This window comes from Thermobrachium celere DSM 8682 (assembly GCF_000430995.1).
Taxonomy (GTDB): Bacteria; Bacillota; Clostridia; order Clostridiales; family Caloramatoraceae; genus Thermobrachium; species Thermobrachium celere.
Genome location: NZ_HF952018.1, coordinates 439224 through 459758 on the forward strand (window position 1 = coordinate 439224; position 20535 = coordinate 459758).

The 20535-nt window shown below is 30.3% G+C and carries 20 protein-coding genes, 1 tRNA gene and 1 other annotated feature; of the genes, 15 read left to right on the top strand and 6 right to left on the bottom strand.

Annotated elements, in window-relative coordinates; genetic code table 11:
- Positions 1-1815, bottom strand: a complete 1815-nt coding sequence (locus tag TCEL_RS02680) for a YgiQ family radical SAM protein (protein WP_018660859.1) — start codon at positions 1813-1815, stop codon at positions 1-3.
- A gap of 121 nt (positions 1816-1936) precedes the next feature.
- Between TCEL_RS02680 and TCEL_RS02685 the strand changes: the two genes are divergently transcribed.
- The 4 genes from TCEL_RS02685 (at position 1937) to epsC (ending at position 5682) form a co-directional block, all read left to right on the top strand.
- The gene (locus TCEL_RS02685) at positions 1937-2968 is read left to right on the top strand and encodes a hypothetical protein (protein ID WP_018660861.1); all 1032 of its coding nucleotides are present in this window, start codon (positions 1937-1939) and stop codon (positions 2966-2968) included.
- A 221-nt stretch (positions 2969-3189) separates the two neighbouring features.
- Positions 3190-3822: a spore cortex-lytic enzyme gene (gene sleB, locus TCEL_RS02690; protein WP_084739349.1), complete on the top strand. Its 633-nt coding sequence runs from the start codon at positions 3190-3192 to the stop codon at positions 3820-3822.
- A gap of 90 nt (positions 3823-3912) precedes the next feature.
- Positions 3913-4150, top strand: a binding site (T-box leader).
- Between the two features lie 57 nt (positions 4151-4207).
- Positions 4208-5125: a cysteine synthase A gene (gene cysK, locus TCEL_RS02695; RefSeq protein ID WP_018660865.1), complete on the top strand. Its 918-nt coding sequence runs from the start codon at positions 4208-4210 to the stop codon at positions 5123-5125.
- A complete protein-coding gene (epsC, locus tag TCEL_RS02700) occupies positions 5122-5682 on the top strand; it encodes a serine O-acetyltransferase EpsC (protein ID WP_423219070.1) in 561 nt (186 codons plus the stop codon). The genes cysK and epsC overlap by 4 nt, the downstream gene beginning before the upstream one ends.
- On the opposite strand, the gene TCEL_RS02705 is transcribed toward epsC, so the two are convergent.
- From TCEL_RS02705 to queG, 3 genes are read right to left on the bottom strand one after another with little or no spacing between them, the layout of a single operon-like run.
- On the bottom strand, positions 5675-5956 hold the full coding sequence (locus tag TCEL_RS02705) for a DUF503 domain-containing protein (RefSeq protein WP_018660871.1): 282 nt from the start codon (positions 5954-5956) through the stop codon (positions 5675-5677). The genes epsC and TCEL_RS02705 overlap by 8 nt on opposite strands.
- A 12-nt stretch (positions 5957-5968) precedes the next feature.
- Positions 5969-6313 (bottom strand): phage holin family protein, encoded by a 345-nt coding sequence (locus TCEL_RS02710; protein ID WP_018660872.1) that lies wholly within the window; start codon positions 6311-6313, stop codon positions 5969-5971.
- A complete protein-coding gene (gene queG, locus TCEL_RS02715) occupies positions 6310-7311 on the bottom strand; it encodes a tRNA epoxyqueuosine(34) reductase QueG (protein ID WP_018660874.1) in 1002 nt (333 codons plus the stop codon). The genes TCEL_RS02710 and queG overlap by 4 nt, the downstream gene beginning before the upstream one ends.
- An 89-nt stretch (positions 7312-7400) precedes the next feature.
- Between queG and nth the strand changes: the two genes are divergently transcribed.
- From nth to hprK, 8 genes are all read left to right on the top strand, one after another.
- Positions 7401-8045 (top strand): endonuclease III, encoded by a 645-nt coding sequence (gene nth / locus TCEL_RS02720; RefSeq protein WP_018660876.1) that lies wholly within the window; start codon positions 7401-7403, stop codon positions 8043-8045.
- 46 nt (positions 8046-8091) lie between these two features.
- A complete protein-coding gene (locus TCEL_RS02725; protein WP_018660878.1) occupies positions 8092-9522 on the top strand; it encodes a VanW family protein in 1431 nt (476 codons plus the stop codon).
- An 87-nt stretch (positions 9523-9609) separates the two neighbouring features.
- Positions 9610-10557 carry an AAA family ATPase gene (locus TCEL_RS02730; protein WP_018660880.1) on the top strand — a complete coding sequence of 316 codons (948 nt, stop codon included), beginning with the start codon at positions 9610-9612 and terminating at the stop codon, positions 10555-10557.
- Positions 10550-11680, top strand: coding sequence for a DUF58 domain-containing protein (locus TCEL_RS02735; protein WP_018660882.1), 1131 nt, complete (start codon positions 10550-10552; stop codon positions 11678-11680). Before TCEL_RS02730 ends, TCEL_RS02735 begins: the two co-directional genes overlap by 8 nt.
- Positions 11670-13844 carry a transglutaminase-like domain-containing protein gene (locus TCEL_RS02740; RefSeq protein ID WP_018660884.1) on the top strand — a complete coding sequence of 725 codons (2175 nt, stop codon included), beginning with the start codon at positions 11670-11672 and terminating at the stop codon, positions 13842-13844. Before TCEL_RS02735 ends, TCEL_RS02740 begins: the two co-directional genes overlap by 11 nt.
- A 10-nt stretch (positions 13845-13854) precedes the next feature.
- Positions 13855-13940 (top strand) — tRNA-Leu (locus TCEL_RS02745).
- A 130-nt stretch (positions 13941-14070) separates the two neighbouring features.
- Positions 14071-14727, top strand: a complete 657-nt coding sequence (gene trmB, locus TCEL_RS02750) for a tRNA (guanosine(46)-N7)-methyltransferase TrmB (protein WP_018660886.1) — start codon at positions 14071-14073, stop codon at positions 14725-14727.
- Between the two features lie 10 nt (positions 14728-14737).
- Complete coding sequence (hprK, locus tag TCEL_RS02755; RefSeq protein WP_018660888.1) at positions 14738-15658, top strand: HPr(Ser) kinase/phosphatase; 921 nt, start codon at positions 14738-14740, stop codon at positions 15656-15658.
- A gap of 21 nt (positions 15659-15679) precedes the next feature.
- Here the strand turns inward: hprK and TCEL_RS02760 are convergent, their stop codons facing one another.
- Entirely contained in the window at positions 15680-16330 is a 651-nt protein-coding gene (locus TCEL_RS02760; protein WP_018660890.1) for a BON domain-containing protein, read from the bottom strand.
- Between the two features lie 106 nt (positions 16331-16436).
- On the opposite strand from TCEL_RS02760, the gene TCEL_RS02765 reads away from it, so the two are divergent.
- From TCEL_RS02765 to TCEL_RS02775, 3 genes are read left to right on the top strand one after another with little or no spacing between them, the layout of a single operon-like run.
- Positions 16437-17909, top strand: a complete 1473-nt coding sequence (locus TCEL_RS02765) for a spore germination protein (RefSeq protein ID WP_018660892.1) — start codon at positions 16437-16439, stop codon at positions 17907-17909.
- Entirely contained in the window at positions 17902-18984 is a 1083-nt protein-coding gene (locus TCEL_RS02770; protein WP_018660894.1) for a GerAB/ArcD/ProY family transporter, read from the top strand. Before TCEL_RS02765 ends, TCEL_RS02770 begins: the two co-directional genes overlap by 8 nt.
- Positions 18971-20071 (top strand): Ger(x)C family spore germination protein, encoded by a 1101-nt coding sequence (locus TCEL_RS02775; protein WP_018660896.1) that lies wholly within the window; start codon positions 18971-18973, stop codon positions 20069-20071. Before TCEL_RS02770 ends, TCEL_RS02775 begins: the two co-directional genes overlap by 14 nt.
- Before the next feature lie 33 nt (positions 20072-20104).
- Here TCEL_RS02775 and TCEL_RS02780 read toward each other — a convergent pair whose 3' ends face one another.
- On the bottom strand, positions 20105-20359 hold the full coding sequence (locus tag TCEL_RS02780; RefSeq protein ID WP_018660898.1) for a hypothetical protein: 255 nt from the start codon (positions 20357-20359) through the stop codon (positions 20105-20107).
- Between the last annotated feature and the right edge of the window lie 176 nt (positions 20360-20535).

Sequence of the window (20535 nt, forward strand, 5' to 3'; positions counted from 1 at the left end):
TCATCTACCTTTTTTAATTTTAGATTTTTTAGGAGGAATTAAACATTTTTTACCATAACCGATTAAATCTTGTCTTCCAGCTAATGTTAATGCCTTGTAAACCAATTCATAGTTTTTAGGATCTCTAAATTGAAGCAGCGCTCTTTGCATTTCTTTTTCTTCTCTTGTTTTTGGAACGTAAACCTTTTCGCCTGTTAATGGATTGATTTCAGTATAGTACATTGTGGTTGATAAACTACCAGGAGTGGGATAAAAGTCTTGTACTTGCTCTGGATTATATCCCATATCCCTTATATATTCTGCAAGTTCTATGGCACTTTTAAGGGTACTTCCAGGATGACTGGACATAAGGTAAGGAACAAGATATTGGTTTAGTTTAAATTTTTTATTCTTTTCAAAGTACTTTTTAACAAAGGCATCATATACCCTTCTGTTTGGTTTTCCCATAAGGTATAAAACTTCATTACATATATGTTCTGGAGCAACCTTTAACTGACCACTTATATGATGTTTTATAAGTTCATCAAAAAAGGCTTCATTTTTGTCAAGCATAAGGTAGTCGTATCTTATTCCAGATCTTATAAAGACCTTTTTAATTCCTTTTATTTTCCTTATTTTTCTTAACAAACTTAAATATTCTGAATGATCAACTTCAAGGTTTTTACATGGAGTAGGGAAAAGGCATTGCCTGTTTTTACAAATACCATGTTCTAGCTGCTTTTTACATGAAGGTCTTCTAAAATTAGCTGTTGGACCACCTACATCGTGTATATATCCTTTAAAGTTAGGTAGTTTTGATAATGTTTCTGCTTCCTTTAATATTGATTCTTGGCTTCTTGCTTGAATAACTCTACCTTGATGAAAGTTTAATGCACAGAAAGAACAGCCACCAAAACATCCTCTATGGGAGGTTATGCTAAACTCAACTTCTTTAAGAGCAGGTATTCCGCCTTGTGATTTATAAATAGGATGGTATGTACGAGTATATGGTAGTGAGTATATAAAATCCATTTCTTCTTGAGTTAATGGTAACGAAGGTGGATTTTGAACGATGTATTGATTTCCATGTTTTTGAATAAGCATCTTTCCCTTTACTGCGTCCTGCTCCTCATATTGAATTTTAAATGCTTCAGCATATTTCTTTTTATCTTTGGACACATCTTCAAAACTAGGAAGAAGGATGTAGTCTTTAAGATTACTTATGTCTGAAGTTAAATAACATGTTCCACGTATATCTTTTATATCTTTAATATTTTTTCCAAACTGTATAAGGTTTAGAATTTCCATTATTGGTTTTTCGCCCATTCCATATATAAGTAGGTCAGCACTGCTATCTACTAATATAGAGTTTCTAACTTTGTCGTCCCAATAGTCGTAGTGTGCAAATCTTCTAAGACTAGCTTCAATGCCCCCAATAATTATTGGTACATCTTTATATGCTTCTCTTAACCTATTACAATATACAATGACTGCTCTATCTGGTCTATATCCAGACTTTCCACCTGGTGAATATGCATCGGTATTTCTCTTCTTTTTATGTGCAGTATAATGGTTTACCATAGAATCTATATTTCCTGACGAAACCAAAAAGGCTATTTTAGGTTTTCCAAGCCTCATGAAATCATCTTTACTTTTCCAATTTGGCTGAGGAATTATTCCAATTGTAAACCCCATACTTTCAATAAGCCTTGTTATTATTGCATGGCCAAAGGAAGGGTGATCCACATATGCATCACCAGATATGTATATAAAATCTAGTTGTTCTATTCCTCTTTTTTTCATATCCTCTTTACTGATAGGTAAAAAATCTGCCATATTATCACCTCAGTTTGTATTGTTTAAGTATTATATCATAAAAATAAATATATAAAAAGAAATTAGATATAGTTTCAAAGTTATGCTAAAATAAATATGATTTTAATAAGGTGGTGGTAATTTGAGAAGATTAACTGTAATAGTTTCTATAATTTTATTATTTCTTTTTGGATACTACATATATGATGCTGAAATACAAGAAAAAAGTGAAAATATAATAGAAAATATAAAATGGTGTCCTGATAATAGCAAGGTTGCACTAAAATTCAATAATCAATACAAGATCATGGATTTAAAAGGAAAGGTTTTGTATACAATCGAAGAAAGTTTAATAAAATACAAAAACTATGCATGGATATTAAAAAATGATGATTGGTATTTTACAGAGTTTAAAGTTGATGAACCTCCAAAGAGTTTAAAGCCTGTTGAAGGGAAAATAGATGGAACTTTGTATAATCCCATATATAATAGCTCAGGCAATATAATTTTAGATGATGAAATTATTAATTCAAAATATTATATAATTGCGGTAGATAAAAAGACAGGAGAATATAATAAAATTATATATTTAGAAGATGCTTCTTCAATAGATTTGCTATACATTGATAAATATAAAACAGTTATAAAAGTCACAGAAAACAATATAGATAAACTTTATTTATTAGATATAAATAAGGGATATAATATTTATAGTTTGGATAATCTAAATTTTTCACAAGCTTTAACTAAGTTGAGTTTTAAAGAAAATGGTATATCAATAATCAATAATTATAAATACAATAATATCTATGTAATTTATTTAAATTTAAAAGAATTGAACATTATATACAAGGATTTACAGACTAACAATTACTATTTTATTGATTTAAATAATAAATTTAAAATAGAAGTTTCAGATATTTATTTGGCTTTGGTTGATAAAAATATAATATATGCTGTCTCTAAAACAGGGGATACCTTTAGGATATATAAGATTGATACCAAGAAGAATGAATATACAAATTTATATAAAAGCAATAACCTTATAGAGAATATAAGACTGGTAAATGGACAATTGTATTTTACTGAGCTTAATATATTAAACAATATTAGTGCTTATAAGCTCTTTAAATACTATAATGGCAGTATTACAGAAGTTACGTTAAAAGATTAGTGATATTATTTTTATTATAATGAGTTTTAAGCCCCATGAATGGACTAAAAGTTTTTTGGATCCATTCATGGGGTTTAGTCTTTGTAAAAGTATATAAGTTTGAAAGAGTATGTTAATGTTCTTATAATTTTACTCATTTTTTTTATTTAATTGGGAATAATAAGTTATCAGAGGAGGGATGTGCATTGAAGAAGTTATTTTTAGTTTCATGGGTGGCATTTATGATTTATTTTGCATATTTTATTACTACAAGTGTTATGGCACAAACATATTCCTATGGTTCTAAAGGAGATGTTGTAAGGGAAATTCAGACAAGACTAAAAAGATGGGGCTATTACACAGGAGCAGTTGATGGGATTTATGGATACCAAACCTATGTTGCAGTTAAAAACTTTCAAAGAAAAAATGGGCTATATCCAGATGGTGTTGCTGGTCCAAAGACATTAGCAGCACTTGGTATAAACGTTTCACAAAGTAAAACTCAGACTACATCTGGACCAGGTTCTCAAAATTTAGATCTTCTTACAAGGGTAATAAATGGAGAAGCAAGAGGAGAACCATATATTGGTCAAGTTGCTGTTGGAGGAGTCGTACTAAATAGAGTAAGGGATCCAAGATTTCCTTCAACAATACCAGGAGTAGTATACCAACCTGGTGCCTTTACAGCTGTAGCAGATGGTCAAATTAATGCAGCAGTTGTAGATAGTTCAAGAAAAGCTGCAGTAGATGCTTTAAATGGCTGGGATCCATCGGGCGGTGCGATATACTATTATAATCCAGAAAAGACAACAAATAAATGGATTTTATCAAGACCTGTTATAAAGGTCATAGGAAAACATATATTTTGTAAATAAAAATACATAAAAAAATTTAAAAATATTTATTGATTTTTTTATAACATTTGCATATAATATAATTAAGAAATCCGAGTAAATTAATAGGAATTAAACACTGTGAAGAGGGAAAGTAGATTATATGAGGCTTTACAGAGAGGAACTCCTAGGCTGAGAGAGTTCTAAGCTGAATATAATTGAAGTGCCCCTTGGAGTGTTAGGCCGAAATTAAAGTAGGCTGTTACGGGTTCTCCCGTTATAGAGATAGGGCATGTTGGTGCCTGAAGACGAGATGGGCTTTTTTGCCTAAGCAGAGTGGAACCGCGGAAGTATACCTTCTGCCTCTGTATATACAGAGGTAGAAGGTTTTTTTATTGCAATAATATAGATTTAGGAGGGATATAACATGATTTTAAATAGTATCTATGAAGCTATAGGAAAAACACCTATTGTAAAATTAAATAATATAGTTGATAAAGATAGCGCAGAAATTTATGTAAAGGTAGAATTTTTTAACCCAGGGGGAAGCGTTAAGGATAGGATAGCTTTAAATATGATTGAGGAAGCAGAAAAAGAGGGACTACTAAAAAAGGGAGACACAATCATAGAACCTACGAGTGGAAATACAGGTATTGGACTTGCTATGGTTTGTGCAGCAAAGGGCTATAGATTAATTTTGGTTATGCCAGAGACTATGAGTATTGAAAGAAGAAGAATACTGAAGGCATATGGTGCTGAGCTGATTTTAACAGAAGGCTCTAAGGGAATGAAGGGAGCTGTTGAAAAGGCTATTCAGCTTGCAGAAGAAAAGGGCTACTTTATGCCTATGCAGTTTGAAAATATATATAATCCTAAAGCACACATGAAAACAACAGCACTTGAAATTTTAGATGATATGGAAGGAAAAATTGATATGTTTATAGCTGGGGTTGGAACAGGAGGTACAATAACAGGAGTTGGAGAGGTATTAAAGCAAAAAATAAAAGATATAAAAATTGTTGCGGTTGAACCCAAGGATTCAGCAGTATTATCTGGAGGAAGCCCAGGACCTCACAAAATTCAAGGAATTGGAGCTGGTTTTATACCTAAAATATTAAATAGAGATGTAATAGATGAGATAGTTGCAGTTTCAAATGAGGACGCTATGGAATATGCTAGACTTTTGGCTAAAAAGGAGGGTATTTTAGTAGGAATTTCATCAGGAGCAGCCCTTTATGCCGCAGTATTAAAGGCAAAAGAGTTAGGAAAAGGAAAAAGAATAGTTGTAATACTACCAGATACAGGAGAAAGATATCTATCAACAGAATTATTTAGTGAGGAGTGATGTCTATGTTTAAAACCTTCTATAATGAAGTTAAAAATATAATGGAAAAGGATCCAGCAGCAAAAAATATGCTTGAAGTTATACTATGTTATCCTGGTCTTTATGCAGTTTTATTTTACAGATTAGCCCATAGATTATATAAAAGAAGGATGTTTGTTCTTGCACGTTTAATTTCTCAGATAGCAAGAAATCTAACAGGAATAGAGATTCATCCAGGTGCAAAAATAGGAAGAGGACTATTTATTGATCATGGTATGGGTGTGGTAATTGGTGAAACTGCTGAAGTTGGAGATAATGTTACAATTTATCATGGAGTTACTTTAGGAGGAACAGGTAAGGATAAGGGAAAGAGACATCCGACTGTTGGGAATAACGTAGTAATAGGTGCAGGTGCCAAAGTTTTAGGACCTATTACAATTGGAGATAATGTTAAAATAGGGGCAAATGCAGTTGTTTTAAAAAATGTTCCTCCTAATGTAACAGTAGTTGGAATTCCAGCTAAAATAGTAAGAGCTAAAGATAATAACGTAGTTTATTTAGAGGACTATGTTATATAGTATTTACAAAAATATCAACAATTTCTGCTCTTCCGTCCCTTTCTATGATATTTATTACAGAATTTATTTGAGTATCAACAATCTTTTTATCGTTAGATATAGTGGCAACTCCTATTTGAGCAAGTTGCCACTTATCATTTAATCCTACTTCAGCACAGGAAACATTCAAATTTGTTCTTATTTTACTTAAAATACTTTTTATTATTTGCCTTTTTTCCTTAAGGGATGAAGGTGAATAAAGCATTAGCGTTATTGTAGCATATCCTATAATCATATTAACTCTCCTTTATTCTAAAAATAGGAAACTAAGAATGGCACTTACTACTGAAATAATTATTGATGCAATTATAGCAGAACCTAAACCTGCAATGAAAAAGCCCTTTGTTATTGAAGCTACTATTAAAAGCATTAGTCCATTTATAACGAATGTAAAAAGTCCTAGAGTCATTAAATTTATAGGAAGAGAAAATAATAAAAATATAGGTCTAATTAGGGCATTAACAATTCCTAGAATTAAGGCAGCAACTAATGCGGTGATAAAATCTCTAATTTCTACGCCCTTAACAAAGGATGCAGTTAAATATATAGCAGCAGCGTTTAGAATAAGTTTAGTTAAAAAACCCTTTTTCATTCTTCCCCCTCCAATTTTTTTAATGAGTTTTTTATGTATCCTTCAAAACTATTATCCATTGAGATATTTTTAAGTAGAGAAGTATATTTTTTATTTTTTGAATTTCCCATAGCTATAATTAAGTTTCTTTGAAGAATTTTTTTACCCCTCCAACCTGAAGAAGTACTTCTAAAGGTTTTATTAAATTGGCTATTTGACATTTTTAAAAAATCCTCTTCATTAATATTAATATTCCATTCCTCAGGTAAAAAGTCTAATATATTTGATTTTTGTGCTTTTATATTAAATGGACATACATCTTGACAGGTATCACAACCGTAAATCCTAAGTCCCATTTTTTCTTGTTCTATAGCTGTTAAGTCTCCTTTTTTTTGTGTAATATAAGATAAACATTTATTAGAGTTTATAAAGTACTCCTCTTCTATAGCACCCATCGGGCATGATTTAATACATATTGTACAGCTTCCACAAAGCGATTTTTTAGGAGTGGATGGTTCTATATATAGATCAGTTAATATTTCACCTAAAAATACAAAAGAACCATATTTTTCTGTTATTATTGTTGAATTTTTACCATAAAAACCTATACCACACATATAGGCTATTTCTCTATCATGAAATGGACCAGTATCAACAAATGAAATTGTTTTTGCGTTGTAATTATTTTGTAAAAACTCTTCAATAAGTTTTAACTTCTGTTTGAGTACAATATGATAATCTTTTCCTAGTGATGCCTTTGAAAAATAAGGTTTGGATTTATCAATTTCAATGGTTTTATAAGGCAATGCAATTGATATAAATGTTTTAGCATCCTCCATGTAATCTTTAATATTAATTCTTTTTTCTATATCATTTATTTGGAATTCACAATTGTATTTCATTTTTAAATTATGGGATAATCTATTAATAAAATCGTTAGAAAAATTAGCACTGCAAAATCCAATATATTCAATTCCAATGGATCTAGCAAAGTCAATAATTTCTTCCTTTATTGACAATTTATACACCATCCTTAACAATGTTTATTGAAAAATAAAGCTATTATGTTAAAATGATTTTAGCTATAAATTTATTTTAGGTGATGTATATGGAAAAAACAAGGGTTAATAGGATTTTAGAGGTACTTGATAAATATTATGGTCATTTAGGTTGTGCACTAAATTTTAATACTCCCTTTGAGCTATTGGTTGCAACAATGCTTTCAGCCCAGACTACAGATATAACTGTAAACAAAGCAACAGAAGTTTTATTTAAAAGATACAACAAACCTCAAGATTTTGCAAATATGTCTCAGGAGGAACTAGAGGGATACATAAAAAGTTGTGGATTTTATAAAAATAAGGCAAAAAATATAATTGCTGCAAGTAAAATGATAATTGAAAAGTATGGAGGAGAAGTACCTAATTCATTAGAGGAGTTAACTAAACTTCCAGGTGTTGGTAGAAAAACGGCAAATGTTGTTTTATCAAATGCCTTTGGAATGGATGCTATTGCAGTAGATACCCATGTATTCAGGGTATCAAACAGGATAGGGCTTGCAAAATCTGATGATGTATTAGATACAGAAGAACAGCTTATGGAGAATATTCCAAAAAAAATGTGGTCTAGAGCACATCACATGCTTATATGGCATGGTAGAAATATCTGCACTGCTAGAAATCCAAAATGTACAGAGTGTCCCATTAATAATCTGTGTGCTTTTTTCTTAGAAAATAATAGAAAAAATATTTAAATATTTAGTTATAATGGTATAATGTATAAATAGAAGGAGTGATAGCGTGAATAGGGGAACAAAAAATGCAATTATATTTACTTTATCTCTATTTATCATTTTAGTCTTAACAACAGTTTTTGTCGTATTAAATAATACAAGTAAGGCGGCTGATAGAATATTTGAGGGCATCTACATAAAGGATGAATATGTAGGTGGTATGACTAAAGATGAAGCAAAAAAATTTCTGGAGGAAAAGTTTGGTAATCTATCTAACAGAAAAATAGAAATAGTTTATAACGACAAAAACTACATAATTGACTTTAAAAAGCTTAATGCACACTATGAAATTGATAAAGCAGTAGAAGAAGCATTCCAATATGGAAAAACAGGAACTTTAATAGACAAAACAATAAAGAGAATGAGGTTGAAAAATAATCCTTATAAAATACCTTTAAACTTTGTAGCTGACACTTCAATAGTAGAAAAGGAAGTCAAGAAGATAGCAAAGGATATAAACATTGAACCTAAAGATGCAAAGATATCAAGAATAGGTGGCAAGTTTATAATAGCTAAAGAAGAATCAGGTTTAGCAGTTGATGAAGCCAAACTAATCCAGCTTATAAACGCTCAAGTTAAGCCTGAAGGAGAAATAGAAAAAATAAATGTTCCTGTAAATGTTGTAGAGGCAAAGATAAAGTCAGAAGCACTATCTAATATAACTACAAAGATATCATCCTTTACAACATCCTTTAAACCTTCTGATGTAAATAGAACAGGAAACATAAAAATTGCCGCAAGCAGCATAACAGGAACAGTTGTTATGCCAGGTGAAATATTTTCAATGAATAAGACATTAGGACCAAGAACAGCAAGTAAGGGATACAAAGAGGCTCCTGTTATTATAAATGGAAGACTTGAACCAGGACTTGCAGGTGGTATATGTCAGGTGACAACTACAGTATATAATGCTGCTTTACTTGGAAACTTTGAAATAGTTAAAAGAAGGGCGCATGGGCTTGCAGTAGCCTATGTGGCACCTGGAAGAGATGCTACTATATCAGGAGACGTTATAGATTTTCAATTTAAAAACAACTACAACAATCCTATATTTATAGAGGCAGTTGTTGGAGCATCAACAATTACTGTGAATATATATGGTGCAAATGAAACACAAGGACAGTATGTTGAAATAGTATCAGAAGTTTATGAAAGAATAGAACCAAAGGTGGAATATATTAATGATCCAAATCTACCAGAAGGGCAAAAGGTGGTTGAAGTAAAACCTATAGCGGGGATAAAGGCTAAAACATATAGAAAAGTATATCAAGATGGAAAACTGATTAAGACAGAAAAGCTAGGAGACGATTTCTATAAGCCACAAAATGGTAAGATAAGAGTGGGAACTAAAAAGGTAACACAAACAACTAAAGTACAAAATGATTCAACAAATGAACAGCCTCCAACTACTGAAGAGGTACAAGAAACTGCAAACTAAGACCAAAGGCTTATGCCTTGGTCTTTTATTTAAATGTAAACAGTAAAAAATTTCAAATGATGTAAATAAAATTTAGGAGGAAGGGTTATGGGCTATAGAGAAAAAATAAAGAAAATAATTGACAATATCAATGAGGTTATAGTGGGCAAAACAGAAGTTATAGAAAAGGTTATTATATGCTTGCTTGCAGGAGGTAACGCTTTAATTGAGGATGTGCCAGGTGTTGGTAAAACAATGCTTGTTAAAGCACTTGCTAAATCCATGGGATGTGATTTTAGCAGGATACAGTTTACACCTGATCTTTTGCCTTCAGATATAACAGGTGTAAATATACTAAATCCTAAAACAGGAGAATTTCAATTTAAATTTGGACCAATAATGAGCAATATAGTTTTAGCAGATGAAATAAACAGAACATCTCCTAAGACACAATCAAGTTTACTTGAGGCTATGGAGGAAAAACAGATAACTGTAGATAATGTTACGTATAAGTTAGATGAACCATTTATTGTTCTTGCAACGCAAAATCCAATAGAATATGAAGGAACCTTCCCATTACCTGAAGCTCAGCTTGATAGATTTATGATGAGGATAAGTATCGGGTATCCTAGTGAAGAAGAGGAAATAATGATGTTAAGGAGATTTAAAAATAAAAATCCTCTAGAAAGTATTAGAGAAGTTGTAACAAAGGAAGAAGTAGTTAAGATGCAGGAGGAGGTTAAGGAAGTTTTTGTAGATGAAAAGGTTGAAAAATATATTGTATCATTAATTGCTAAAACTAGAGAAAGAGAAGAAATATTAATTGGGGCAAGTCCTAGAGCAACTCTTCATCTTCTTAAGGCAAGTCAATCAAGGGCATATGTTTTAGGTAGGGACTTTGTTACTCCAGATGATGTTAAGGATGTATTTGTTGAAGTTATATCCCACAGAATAGCGGTAAGGCCAGAGGTAAAAATAAAAGGACAAACAGAGACTAAACTATTAAGTGATATATTGGAAAAAACAGCTGTTTTAGGAGTAAAACTATATGTTTAAGATTAAAAAATCATCGTTTGTTTTACTTTTAGTTTCAATGCTTTTTGTCGCTTCTGTGGGAAGTGAGTTGTTTTATAAAATTTTTTATTTAATATTCTTTAGTATGCTTTTTTCTATTATTTGGTGTAAGGCATCATGTAGATTTTTATTTGCATATCAAAATGTTGAAAAGGTTATATGTACTACTAAGGATGAGGTAAATATTAATACTGAGATTGTAAACAGTTCAGTACTCCCTATACCTTATGTTGAAGTTGATAACATATTATCAGCAAAAGGAGATTTTAAAAGAGAATATTTCTCACTAATGCCATTAGAGAAAGTGTCATTAAACGATAAAATAAAATTTAACTACAGGGGAATATATAATTTAGGGCCTATTGAAGTTGTTCTTTGGGATGTGTTTGGGATAATCTGCTTTAAAAAGACTATAAAAATAGATAAAAGTATATTTGTTTATCCTAAATTACATCATATAGAAAAAATCACTTTACCAAATGTAAAGCCGCTTGGAATTCACAGGTCTAGAATATCAACAGATGAGGATTATACGAGTATAAGAAATATTCGTAACTATATAGTTGGGGATAATCTAAAAAGAGTACATTGGAAACTAACAGCAAAACGTGGAGAAATACAGGTTAAAGAATATGATGCTTCAGCATCTAGTTCGGTGAATATCATATTAGATATGACAAATGTATATAAAAATTTAGATTTAGAGGAAACTGCAGCAGAGGTCTGTATATCAATTGTAGAGTATCTTTTAAGAAATAAAGTAGAAACAAATTTAATTATAGTATCTAAAAGATTACATTATGTTGATGGTAAAAATATAAATGACTTTTATAAGTTTAACAATACAATAACAGGGGTTAAAGCTGAGGGGAGTATAGATTTAATTGATGCCGTAAAGGATAAATTAAGAATAAATAAGCAGAGCAGTGTTTTGATTATTACTGGAGAATTATCAAAATATAAATATGAAAGGCTTATTGAAATAAAAAAGTATTTATCAAATTTATTTGTTATAAGCTGTAGTGAAACTCAAGAAGAGATGGAAGGAGTACTATATATCAAAGATGCTAGTCAAATAAAAGGGGGGATATATTTTGAAAAATAGGCCCCTACAATTTATATGGTATAATTTTATATTAACAATGATATTTTTGATTATACTTTTTTCAATGCAGGATTTATATGGTATGACATTTATAAATAATGGTTTAGCAGTGCTTTATTCTTTTACAATATTATGTTTATTTCTATCCGAATGGAATAAATATTTTTATTTGTTATTTTTATTTTTATGGTTCCACCCAGCTATTAGATGGAGATTTTTTGAGGCCTTAAGAGACTTTGTTCCTTTAGTAATTAGTATGGTCATAAACCAAGGGTTGATAGAAGAATACAATAAAGCTTTTTTGAATATAGTTTTTATTTTATTTGTACCAACGTATTTAATCTTTTACTACAATATAAAAGTTAAAAAAAGAACTGTATTTTTGTTCATAATTGGTTTTATATTATTTTATACACAGTATTATTTTGGAAGTCTTAAAATAAATAGAGCTATACTGTATTTTACCTTTACATTAATTTTATATGGGTATAATAATTTTACCAAAAACGTTGAAAAGGCTAATATAAATTCAAATCTTCAAAAGGGATATCTAATTAGATGGATTACATTGATAACTATTTTTGTTATGGGTACAAATCTTTTTATTAAATTGCTCCCCTTTAAAAATGAACCTTTAATAAAGGGTGGAGAAAATTTAAGCAATTATTTTAACTTTCAACCTAGATCCTTTTCTCTTTCAATGACAGGCTATCAAAGGGATGGAAGTAGGTTAGGTGGGCCAATAAAGGATGATTATTCAGTTGCAATGATTGTAACAACAAATGAGGATTTAGGAGAGATACATTTAAGGGGAAGCATAAAAACAGTATATAATGGTTCAAAATGGGTTAAACTAGACAATCTTAAAGAGTACAAAATAACAAGTGAAGTAAATGATATAAGTGGGTTAAATAGAGCAAAAAAATTAAATATAAAATTAAGAAACATCTCATATGAAATTAAACCACAAAAAATAAATACAGAAACATTATTTTCATCTCTTTACTTAGATTATATTAAAATAGCATCTAATAAAGAAATATTTATGGATGAAGATGGGGAAATATATAGCAGTGAAAATTTGAATACAAATGATGTATATTATGTACAGAGCTTATATTATGATTATAATAACCTTGAAGAATATATTAAAAAAGCTAGTAAAAACACTAGTCAAATGAATAAGGAAAAATATCTCCAAATACCTCCTAATGTTCCCGAAAGAGTTTTAAATCTTTCAAAGGATTTAACAAAGCCTTATCAGGATAGAACTAATTTAGTAAAGGCTGCAGTAATTGAAAGATATTTAAAAAGCTCCTTTCCATATTCAAAAGATGTTAGTATGCTTCCAAAGGATAGGGAATTTGTTGATTACTTTTTGTTTGAAGAAAAAAAAGGATACTGTAGCTATTTTGCAACAGCAATGGTAATACTGTGCAGAGCCTCAAATATACCAGCAAGATATGTAGAAGGATATGCTAAAAATATATATAAAGGAGTAAATAAAATAATTAATAAAGATGCACATGCTTGGGTAGAGGTATATACAGATGAATTAGGGTGGGTAACCTTTGATCCAACACCTGGACATATAAGTATATCAGACTATCTTCCTAATTACTTATTTAGTTTAGAAGAAAAAGATAAAGAGAATGAGGAGAAAAAGAAGGAAACTAAAACAGAAAAGGACAATATTGAAAAGAGACCAACACAAAGACCAACAGATATTAAGGAGGAGAAAAGAGTAATTGTTCCTAAGTATGTTTATTTGGCCTTTATAATTTTATTTATTTACTTATTATGTTATGGTGTATTTGTTGTTAAGGCTGATAAGGTTGCAAGAATAATGAATAAAATGATATATTATGGAAAGATTAATAGAGTAACTTATGACAGGAATATGACAATAAGGGAATATTTAGAAAAATTAGAGGGAGTTTTATCAGTTGATTTAAGTAAAGTAAAAGATATATTAGATTCTACTTTATATGGTAATAAACGTATATCTAATTATGAACTTAACATTTTAAATAGAAAACTAAAACTAATTAAACAAAAGACAAAGGAAAAAGCAAAAATAAAGTATTATTTTAAAAATATTCCATATATTGCATTAGAACCATTTTACTATTTATTTGAATATTTAATAAAAAATGTAATATAATAATAAAAAAGCGGGTGTGGCGAAATTGGTAGACGCACTGGATTCAGGTTCCAGCGTTTTTTGAACGTGCAGGTTCGAATCCTGTCACCCGCACCAATAGAGTTTAAAGGTGCCAAGGAGAATGTCCTTTGGCACTTAAATTTTGTTAAGCCTTTGATAGAAAATACACATATTAATAATTTTTTGATATAATAAAAGAACTAATAAAACTGCTTAGGAGGAAATTATGAGGCTTAGAAAGAAACCATGGGCAAGACCAGAACTTGAAGCATGTAGCTTTGTCGTAACAAATCCATATGATTATAAGGGAAAATGGAATGAATTTTTTAAGAATAATAATGATATTTACTTAGAATTAGGATGTGGAAGAGGAAAGTTTATAGCTGAAAATGCTATTAAGCATAGGGATAAAAACTATATTGGAATTGATATTAAAGATGAAGTCCTTGTTTATGCTAAAAGAAAGGTTGAAGAGGTTTTTAGAGAAAATAATAGAGAAGTAGACAATGTTGCATTGATACCTATGGAGATTGCCTTTATTGAAAATGTGTTTGATAAAGATGAGGTTTCAAGGATATTTTTAAATTTTTCAACTCCATGGCCTAAAAAAAGACATAATAAAAGAAGGCTTACATATGTCACTTTCTTAGAAAGATATAAAAGGTTTTTAAGAAAAGGTAGTGAGATATGGTTTAAAACAGACCATGAGGACTTTTTTAATGATTCTATTGAATATTTCAAAGAGGCAGGTTTTGATATTACATATATAACCTATGATTTACACAATAGTGATTTTAAAGAAAACATAATGACAGAATATGAAACAAAGTTTTCATCTATGGGAATGAAAATAATGTTTTTAATTGCAAAACTCGGGGTTTAGGAGGAATATTATGTCTATAAGCATAAAAAAATTTATAGAGGATTTAAATCTTGAAGTAGTTGTCGAAGGGGATGAAAACAGACATATAAATTGCAATGATATAATAAGGCCTGGTTTACAGTTTGTAGGCTACTATGACTATTTTGTTAACACAAGAATTCAAATAGTAGGCAATGCAGAGTGGCATTATCTTAATAATCTTGAGCCTAATGTTAGAAGGCAAAGATTAGAAAAGTATTTTGAATATGATATGCCGTGTATTGTTTTTTCTAGAAATTTAAATCCACATCTAGAGTTTATAGAACTTGCAAGACAAAAACAAATATGGGTTTTAAGAAGTACAAGGGATACAACAAGACTTATAAATAAACTTGTAAACTATTTAGATAGAGCTTTAGCTAAAACAACTACACTTCATGGGGTATTGGTAGATGTTTATGGTATAGGGATACTAATAACGGGTGAAAGTGGAATAGGAAAGAGTGAAGCAGCACTAGAGCTTATAAAAAGAGGACATATGCTTGTAAGTGATGATGCTGTTGAAATCAAATTAGTTGACGGAATTTTATATGGAAAAAGTCCTTATATAACATCTGGTATGCTTGAAGTAAGAGGGCTTGGTATAATAAATATACAGTCTCTTTATGGGTTAAGTTCAATATTAGAGGAGAAGACTGTTGATTTAGTTATACATTTGGAAAAGTGGAAGGATGAAGATGATTTTGACAGAATAGGTACTCCAGAATATACTAATATACTTAATATTCCTGTAAGAAGAATAAGAATACCCGTTAAACCAGGTAGGAATTTAGCAGTTATAATAGAGGCTGCAGCGGCTAACTTTAGGTATGGAAGAATGATGATGGAGGCACCAGTTGACACTATAAATAGAAGAATTGATGAAGTAATGAGGGGAGAAATAGAGAGATGAATAAAGGGGCAAATAGCCCCTTTATTCATCTCTTCTTGTTTTAAGTAGATTTCTAACCTTTCTTACACCCTCAATTTCTTCTATTATTTCTATTGCCATTTCCATTTCATGTCTTCCATTTACAAACCCAGAAAGCCTTACATATCCATCATCAACAGAAATGTTTATGTCATTATTGCTTATGCCATGGTTTCTAAGTTCTTCTACTATCTTGTTAGTAAGTGTGATATCGTCAATTTTTCCAGCATCCTTAACCTGCATATTAGAGACTACATCTTTTATACCAAATGCTTCCTTTGCAGTTTCCATAGCTGTTCTTTTTACCTTTGCATTATCAACAGTTCCCATAAGTATGGCAGTTCCACCTTCTACCTTTACTCCAACAGAGTTTAGTTCAGGGTTTTTTCTAAGTTTATTGATAACTTCAAACTCTGCCTCCTTATCTGTAAAGGTTCCATCGGTTGAAATAGTAAGGGAGTTTTCAATCTTTTTAACTCCATCAACTCTTCTTACAAGTTCTTCAATTTTACTCTTTTCAGAAAGAGTGTCAACAATACCCGATATAGTAACGTGCCCATCAACACATCTAACCTTTATATCGTATGAAAGCTCCTGCAGTTCATCTTCAAGAAGGTTTCTAATTCTTTCAACAATTTCACTATCATTATACATACTATCACCCCTTTATAATATTTTTCGCACTGAGAAAATTTTAATTCGTGTTTTATATGGTATTATTTTCAAACATAATGGAAAAATAAAAATAGAGGTGGTGTACATGATTGAACAAGTACTAGTTCAGGATTATAATAAAAATCTTCAGCTTATTTCCAATTTTGTGGCCCAAAACAGCAATTTCATAAAGAAGGAGATATTGATAAATGGTAAAATAAATGCCTATGTTCTTTTTATAGATGGACTTGCTAATAAAAGCTATGTTGAAGAATCTATAATAAAACCTCTAATGTATAAGGTTGATGAAGACATCACTAAAGATGAGGACATATATGAAATAGCAAAAAAATATTTAGTTGTAAGTAGCTTTAGATTAAATAACAATGCAAAGGACATAGGAGCAGAGATATTAAGTGGAAAGACTGCAGTTATAATAGATGGAATAAAAACTGCAATGATTATAGATTCATTAAATGACAAGTATAGGGATATTCAGGAATCAACCTCAGAAAAATCAATATTAGGTACAAGAGAAAGTTTTACAGAAAATATAAATTTAAACCTTACCATAATTCAGAGAAAAATAAAAAGCCCTTCACTTAAAATAGAAAGATTTGTAGTAGGCGAAAAGACTAGAACTGAGGCTGCACTAGTATATGTTGAAGATATAATCGATAAAGAACTTTTAAATACTATAAAATCAAGAGTACTTACAGTAAAAGCTCCAGCAATGCATACTACTGGTGTGTTTGAACAGTTTATAGAAAGGCGTCCTTTTAATTTATTTCCTCAAGCAAAGAATACAGAAAGGCCAGATAAGGTGGTTTTTGACCTGTTAGAAGGGAAGGCAGCAATATTTTTTGCAGAATCATCATCAGCACTAGTTGTTCCAGCAACATTCATTGAATTTTTTCAAGGATTTGAGGACTACTCTGAAAGGCTAGTTATAGCAAATTTTTCAAGAATAACACGTTTTATTGCTGTAATTTCTGTTTTAATTTTAGGGCCAATATATTTAACTCTTCTTTTATATAATGCAGAACTTTTACCCTACCAACTCATGATGGTTATTATAAACTCTAGAAAGGGTATACCACTACCTCCTTTTTTAGAAATACTTGCAATGGAAATTGCAATTGAAATATTAAGAGAAGGTGGAGTAAGGCTTCCAAACCCAGTTGGAACAACCCTTGCAATTGTAGGTGGTATTGTTATTGGAGATGCAGCAACTAGAGCAAACTTGGTAAGCCATGCAACATTGTTTATAGTAGCAATAACAGTTGTTTCTACATTCTTAATTCCAAACTATCAAATGGCTCTTTGTATTAGATTTTTAAGGTTCCCAATGTTAATTTTAGCTCAGATGTTTGGTTTTTATGGTATACTTATAGGATTTTATATTTTGCTTGTAGCACTTGTAAAACTAGACTCCTTTGGAATACCATATTTTTCACCTATGGCACCATCGAGGTTTAAGGACTTTGGAGATGTTTTTGTTAGAGATCAAATAAAAAAGGTATTTAATGAGCCTGTAAGCCTAAAACCTAGTTTGGCTAGGAGGAACAAAGATGAATAAAAATAACACTATTACAAGGAATCAGTATTTTTTCGTAATTCAAAGTGCAATGATAGGGATAGGAATAATAACTTTGGCATCAGGAGTTACAAAAAAGGCTCAACAATCAGGATGGATTGCTGTTATTCTAGCAGGAATTTATCCTATATTATGTGTACTTTTAAGTTATGAAATATATAAGGATTTAAACTTTGTTGAGTATACTCAGGCTAGTGAACAGATATATGGTAAGTTTTTAACTAAGATATTTACATTTTTGTTTTCTTTTAATTTTATATTTTTAGAGGCAGCTGTAGTTTCAGGTCTTGCCAATGAATTAACCTTTTCAACAACAAAATTTTTATCTCCTTATGTACTGATTTTTATAACATCTGCTCTTATATATTATAATACCGTAGATGGATTAAAGATAATTGCAAGGTTAAGTGAGTTGGTGTTCTATCTCACTATATTTATATTTTTAATTCCAATATATTTTATTAATAAAGGGGACATAACTAATGTTCTTCCAATAGTTAGTGATTATGGCTCAATTATAAAAGCAATCCCTACTACTTTTTTTGCATATTCAGGTGTCGAACTTTCTATTGCAATAATTCCTATGATAACAAATAAAATGGGAACAAAGGGAGTAGGAATAGCAGCATGTATTTTTACAACTACACTTTATACATTTGTAACCTTTGTTACCATACTTTTTATAGGTTGGAAGTTAACATCGCAATTAAAATATCCTTTTTTATATCTAGTTGCAACTACAGAAATACCTGTAATTTCAAATTTTGAACCACTTTTTATATTCATCTGGGGCAACAAGATATTTCAAACAGCTGCATGTATGCATTTTGGAGCTACATATTATTTTTCAGAGGCAACCAAGATCCCATATAAAATATCCTGTGCAGTGACATGTATTTTAGCAGCTCTTTTAGGATTAATTTTAGTACCAGAGCATAATAGAGGCAGTATAACAGATAAGGTTATGCCTTTTTTAGTAGGGTATATAATTTTATGGTTAATTACTGCATTTTTAATTAGCAAGTTTAAGAAGGTGAAGAAAAATGCAAAGGCTTAAACTATTTTTTATAATTCTTTTATTTTTACTATTTAGTAGCTGCTATAACAGAGTTTCTATTGAAAAGTTGTCGGTAATAACTGGAATAGGATTTGATATAGGGGAGGATAAAAGAAAAATAGAAAACGTGGCAGAGTATTTAATATTTAGGGGGCAAAATGAAATAGACAGGGGTGTAAGTTTAGAAATAGGAAAAACAATAAATGAAGCAAATGATTATAGGCAACTTAATTTAAAAAAGAATTATCTTTTAGGTACAACTAGAGCCTATGTAATTAGTGAAGAGAGGGCAAAACTAGGTATAAAGGATATATTAGATATCTGCATAAGAGATCAGGAGAGAAACTTAAATACCATAATGGTTGTATCAAAAGGAAGCTGTAAAGAAATATTTGAGCAAAAGCCTAAGGAAGAAAATACAATGGCTGATGAAATAAAGGAATTAATTGAAGCAGCCTACAGTGCCAACTTTTTTACTAATAATGCAGGAGTTAAGCATTTAGTTAATATGTATTATCAGGAGGGCAGAAACATTATCATACCAGCAATTGAAAAGAAGGATTCAACAATAAGAATTGCTGGTATTGCTGTCTTTGATAAAGATAAACTAAAAAAGATAATTCCAATTGAAGAGGCTGTATATGTAAATCTTTTAAGAAACAGTGATGTTAAGGGGAATATTGCAATTGTAATGGGTGATTATAATAAAGCTGTTGATGTGGAATGCATTTCAAAAAGAAAGGTTAAAGTAGATAAGATAGGAGATAAATTAAAATATACAATTACACTAAATATACAAGGAGAAATTAAGCTTAATACCTATAGTTTTGAACAACAAAAGGATGAAAAAGAAATTATTGAAGAAATTAATTCACTACTAATAAAGAACTTATCTGAAAAACTTAAAGAGACAATAGAAAAGGCAAAGAATGATTTTGAAATAGATGTATTTGATATACAAAAATATGCTGTGGCTAAATATGGGAGAACAGATGCAATTGTTGAAAAAATACAGGAGGGATTTAAAGATTGTGAGATAGAAGTAGTAATAAACTCAAAAATAAGGTCAACAGGAAGATATAAATAAAAAAGCGGCTAAAAAGCCGCTTAAATTATTTAATTATCTTAAGAAAGCACCTAAAACTTTTCTACAGTCGGTAATTATTTCGCAGATGCAGTGGATGTCAACAAATTTAACTGGGCAGCCGCATCCTGCGATTTCACATACTAAAATGTTATCGCAAACTGTTAAAACTCTTACACATTGAGCTCTGCCATTCTTTAATACTATAATGCAGTTTTGACCCTTTAGCATTTCAAGTATATTTTTAATTGAGCAGCATGGATTGTAGCTGAAATCACAGCAGTTATTCATACAGTTCACCACCTTTCTTAAAAATTATGTTCAACTTATATCATTGGTAGCCTATATCTTTTCCTAGTACATATTATTCTTTATGGTATTTTTTGATACAAAGTTCGACAATATTTTGTAAACAATTGGTTAATAATTTGTTTTATATGTCACTTATTTTTTTAAAGTTGCTATAA

Bases quoted from the DNA above. Each gene is read 5' to 3' on its own strand.
- TCEL_RS02680 (WP_018660859.1), bottom strand. From the start codon at position 1,815: ATGGCAGATTTTTTACCTATCAGTAAAGAGGATATGAAAAAAAGAGGA.
- sleB (WP_084739349.1), top strand. From the start codon at position 3,190: ATGATTTATTTTGCATATTTTATTACTACAAGTGTTATGGCACAAACA.
- cysK (WP_018660865.1), top strand. From the start codon at position 4,208: ATGATTTTAAATAGTATCTATGAAGCTATAGGAAAAACACCTATTGTA.
- TCEL_RS02705 (WP_018660871.1), bottom strand. From the start codon at position 5,956: ATGATTATAGGATATGCTACAATAACGCTAATGCTTTATTCACCTTCA.
- TCEL_RS02710 (WP_018660872.1), bottom strand. From the start codon at position 6,313: ATGAAAAAGGGTTTTTTAACTAAACTTATTCTAAACGCTGCTGCTATA.
- nth (WP_018660876.1), top strand. From the start codon at position 7,401: ATGGAAAAAACAAGGGTTAATAGGATTTTAGAGGTACTTGATAAATAT.
- TCEL_RS02730 (WP_018660880.1), top strand. From the start codon at position 9,610: ATGGGCTATAGAGAAAAAATAAAGAAAATAATTGACAATATCAATGAG.
- TCEL_RS02735 (WP_018660882.1), top strand. From the start codon at position 10,550: ATGTTTAAGATTAAAAAATCATCGTTTGTTTTACTTTTAGTTTCAATG.
- trmB (WP_018660886.1), top strand. From the start codon at position 14,071: ATGAGGCTTAGAAAGAAACCATGGGCAAGACCAGAACTTGAAGCATGT.
- hprK (WP_018660888.1), top strand. From the start codon at position 14,738: ATGTCTATAAGCATAAAAAAATTTATAGAGGATTTAAATCTTGAAGTA.
- TCEL_RS02760 (WP_018660890.1), bottom strand. From the start codon at position 16,330: ATGTATAATGATAGTGAAATTGTTGAAAGAATTAGAAACCTTCTTGAA.
- TCEL_RS02765 (WP_018660892.1), top strand. From the start codon at position 16,437: ATGATTGAACAAGTACTAGTTCAGGATTATAATAAAAATCTTCAGCTT.
- TCEL_RS02770 (WP_018660894.1), top strand. From the start codon at position 17,902: ATGAATAAAAATAACACTATTACAAGGAATCAGTATTTTTTCGTAATT.
- TCEL_RS02775 (WP_018660896.1), top strand. From the start codon at position 18,971: ATGCAAAGGCTTAAACTATTTTTTATAATTCTTTTATTTTTACTATTT.
- TCEL_RS02780 (WP_018660898.1), bottom strand. From the start codon at position 20,359: ATGAATAACTGCTGTGATTTCAGCTACAATCCATGCTGCTCAATTAAA.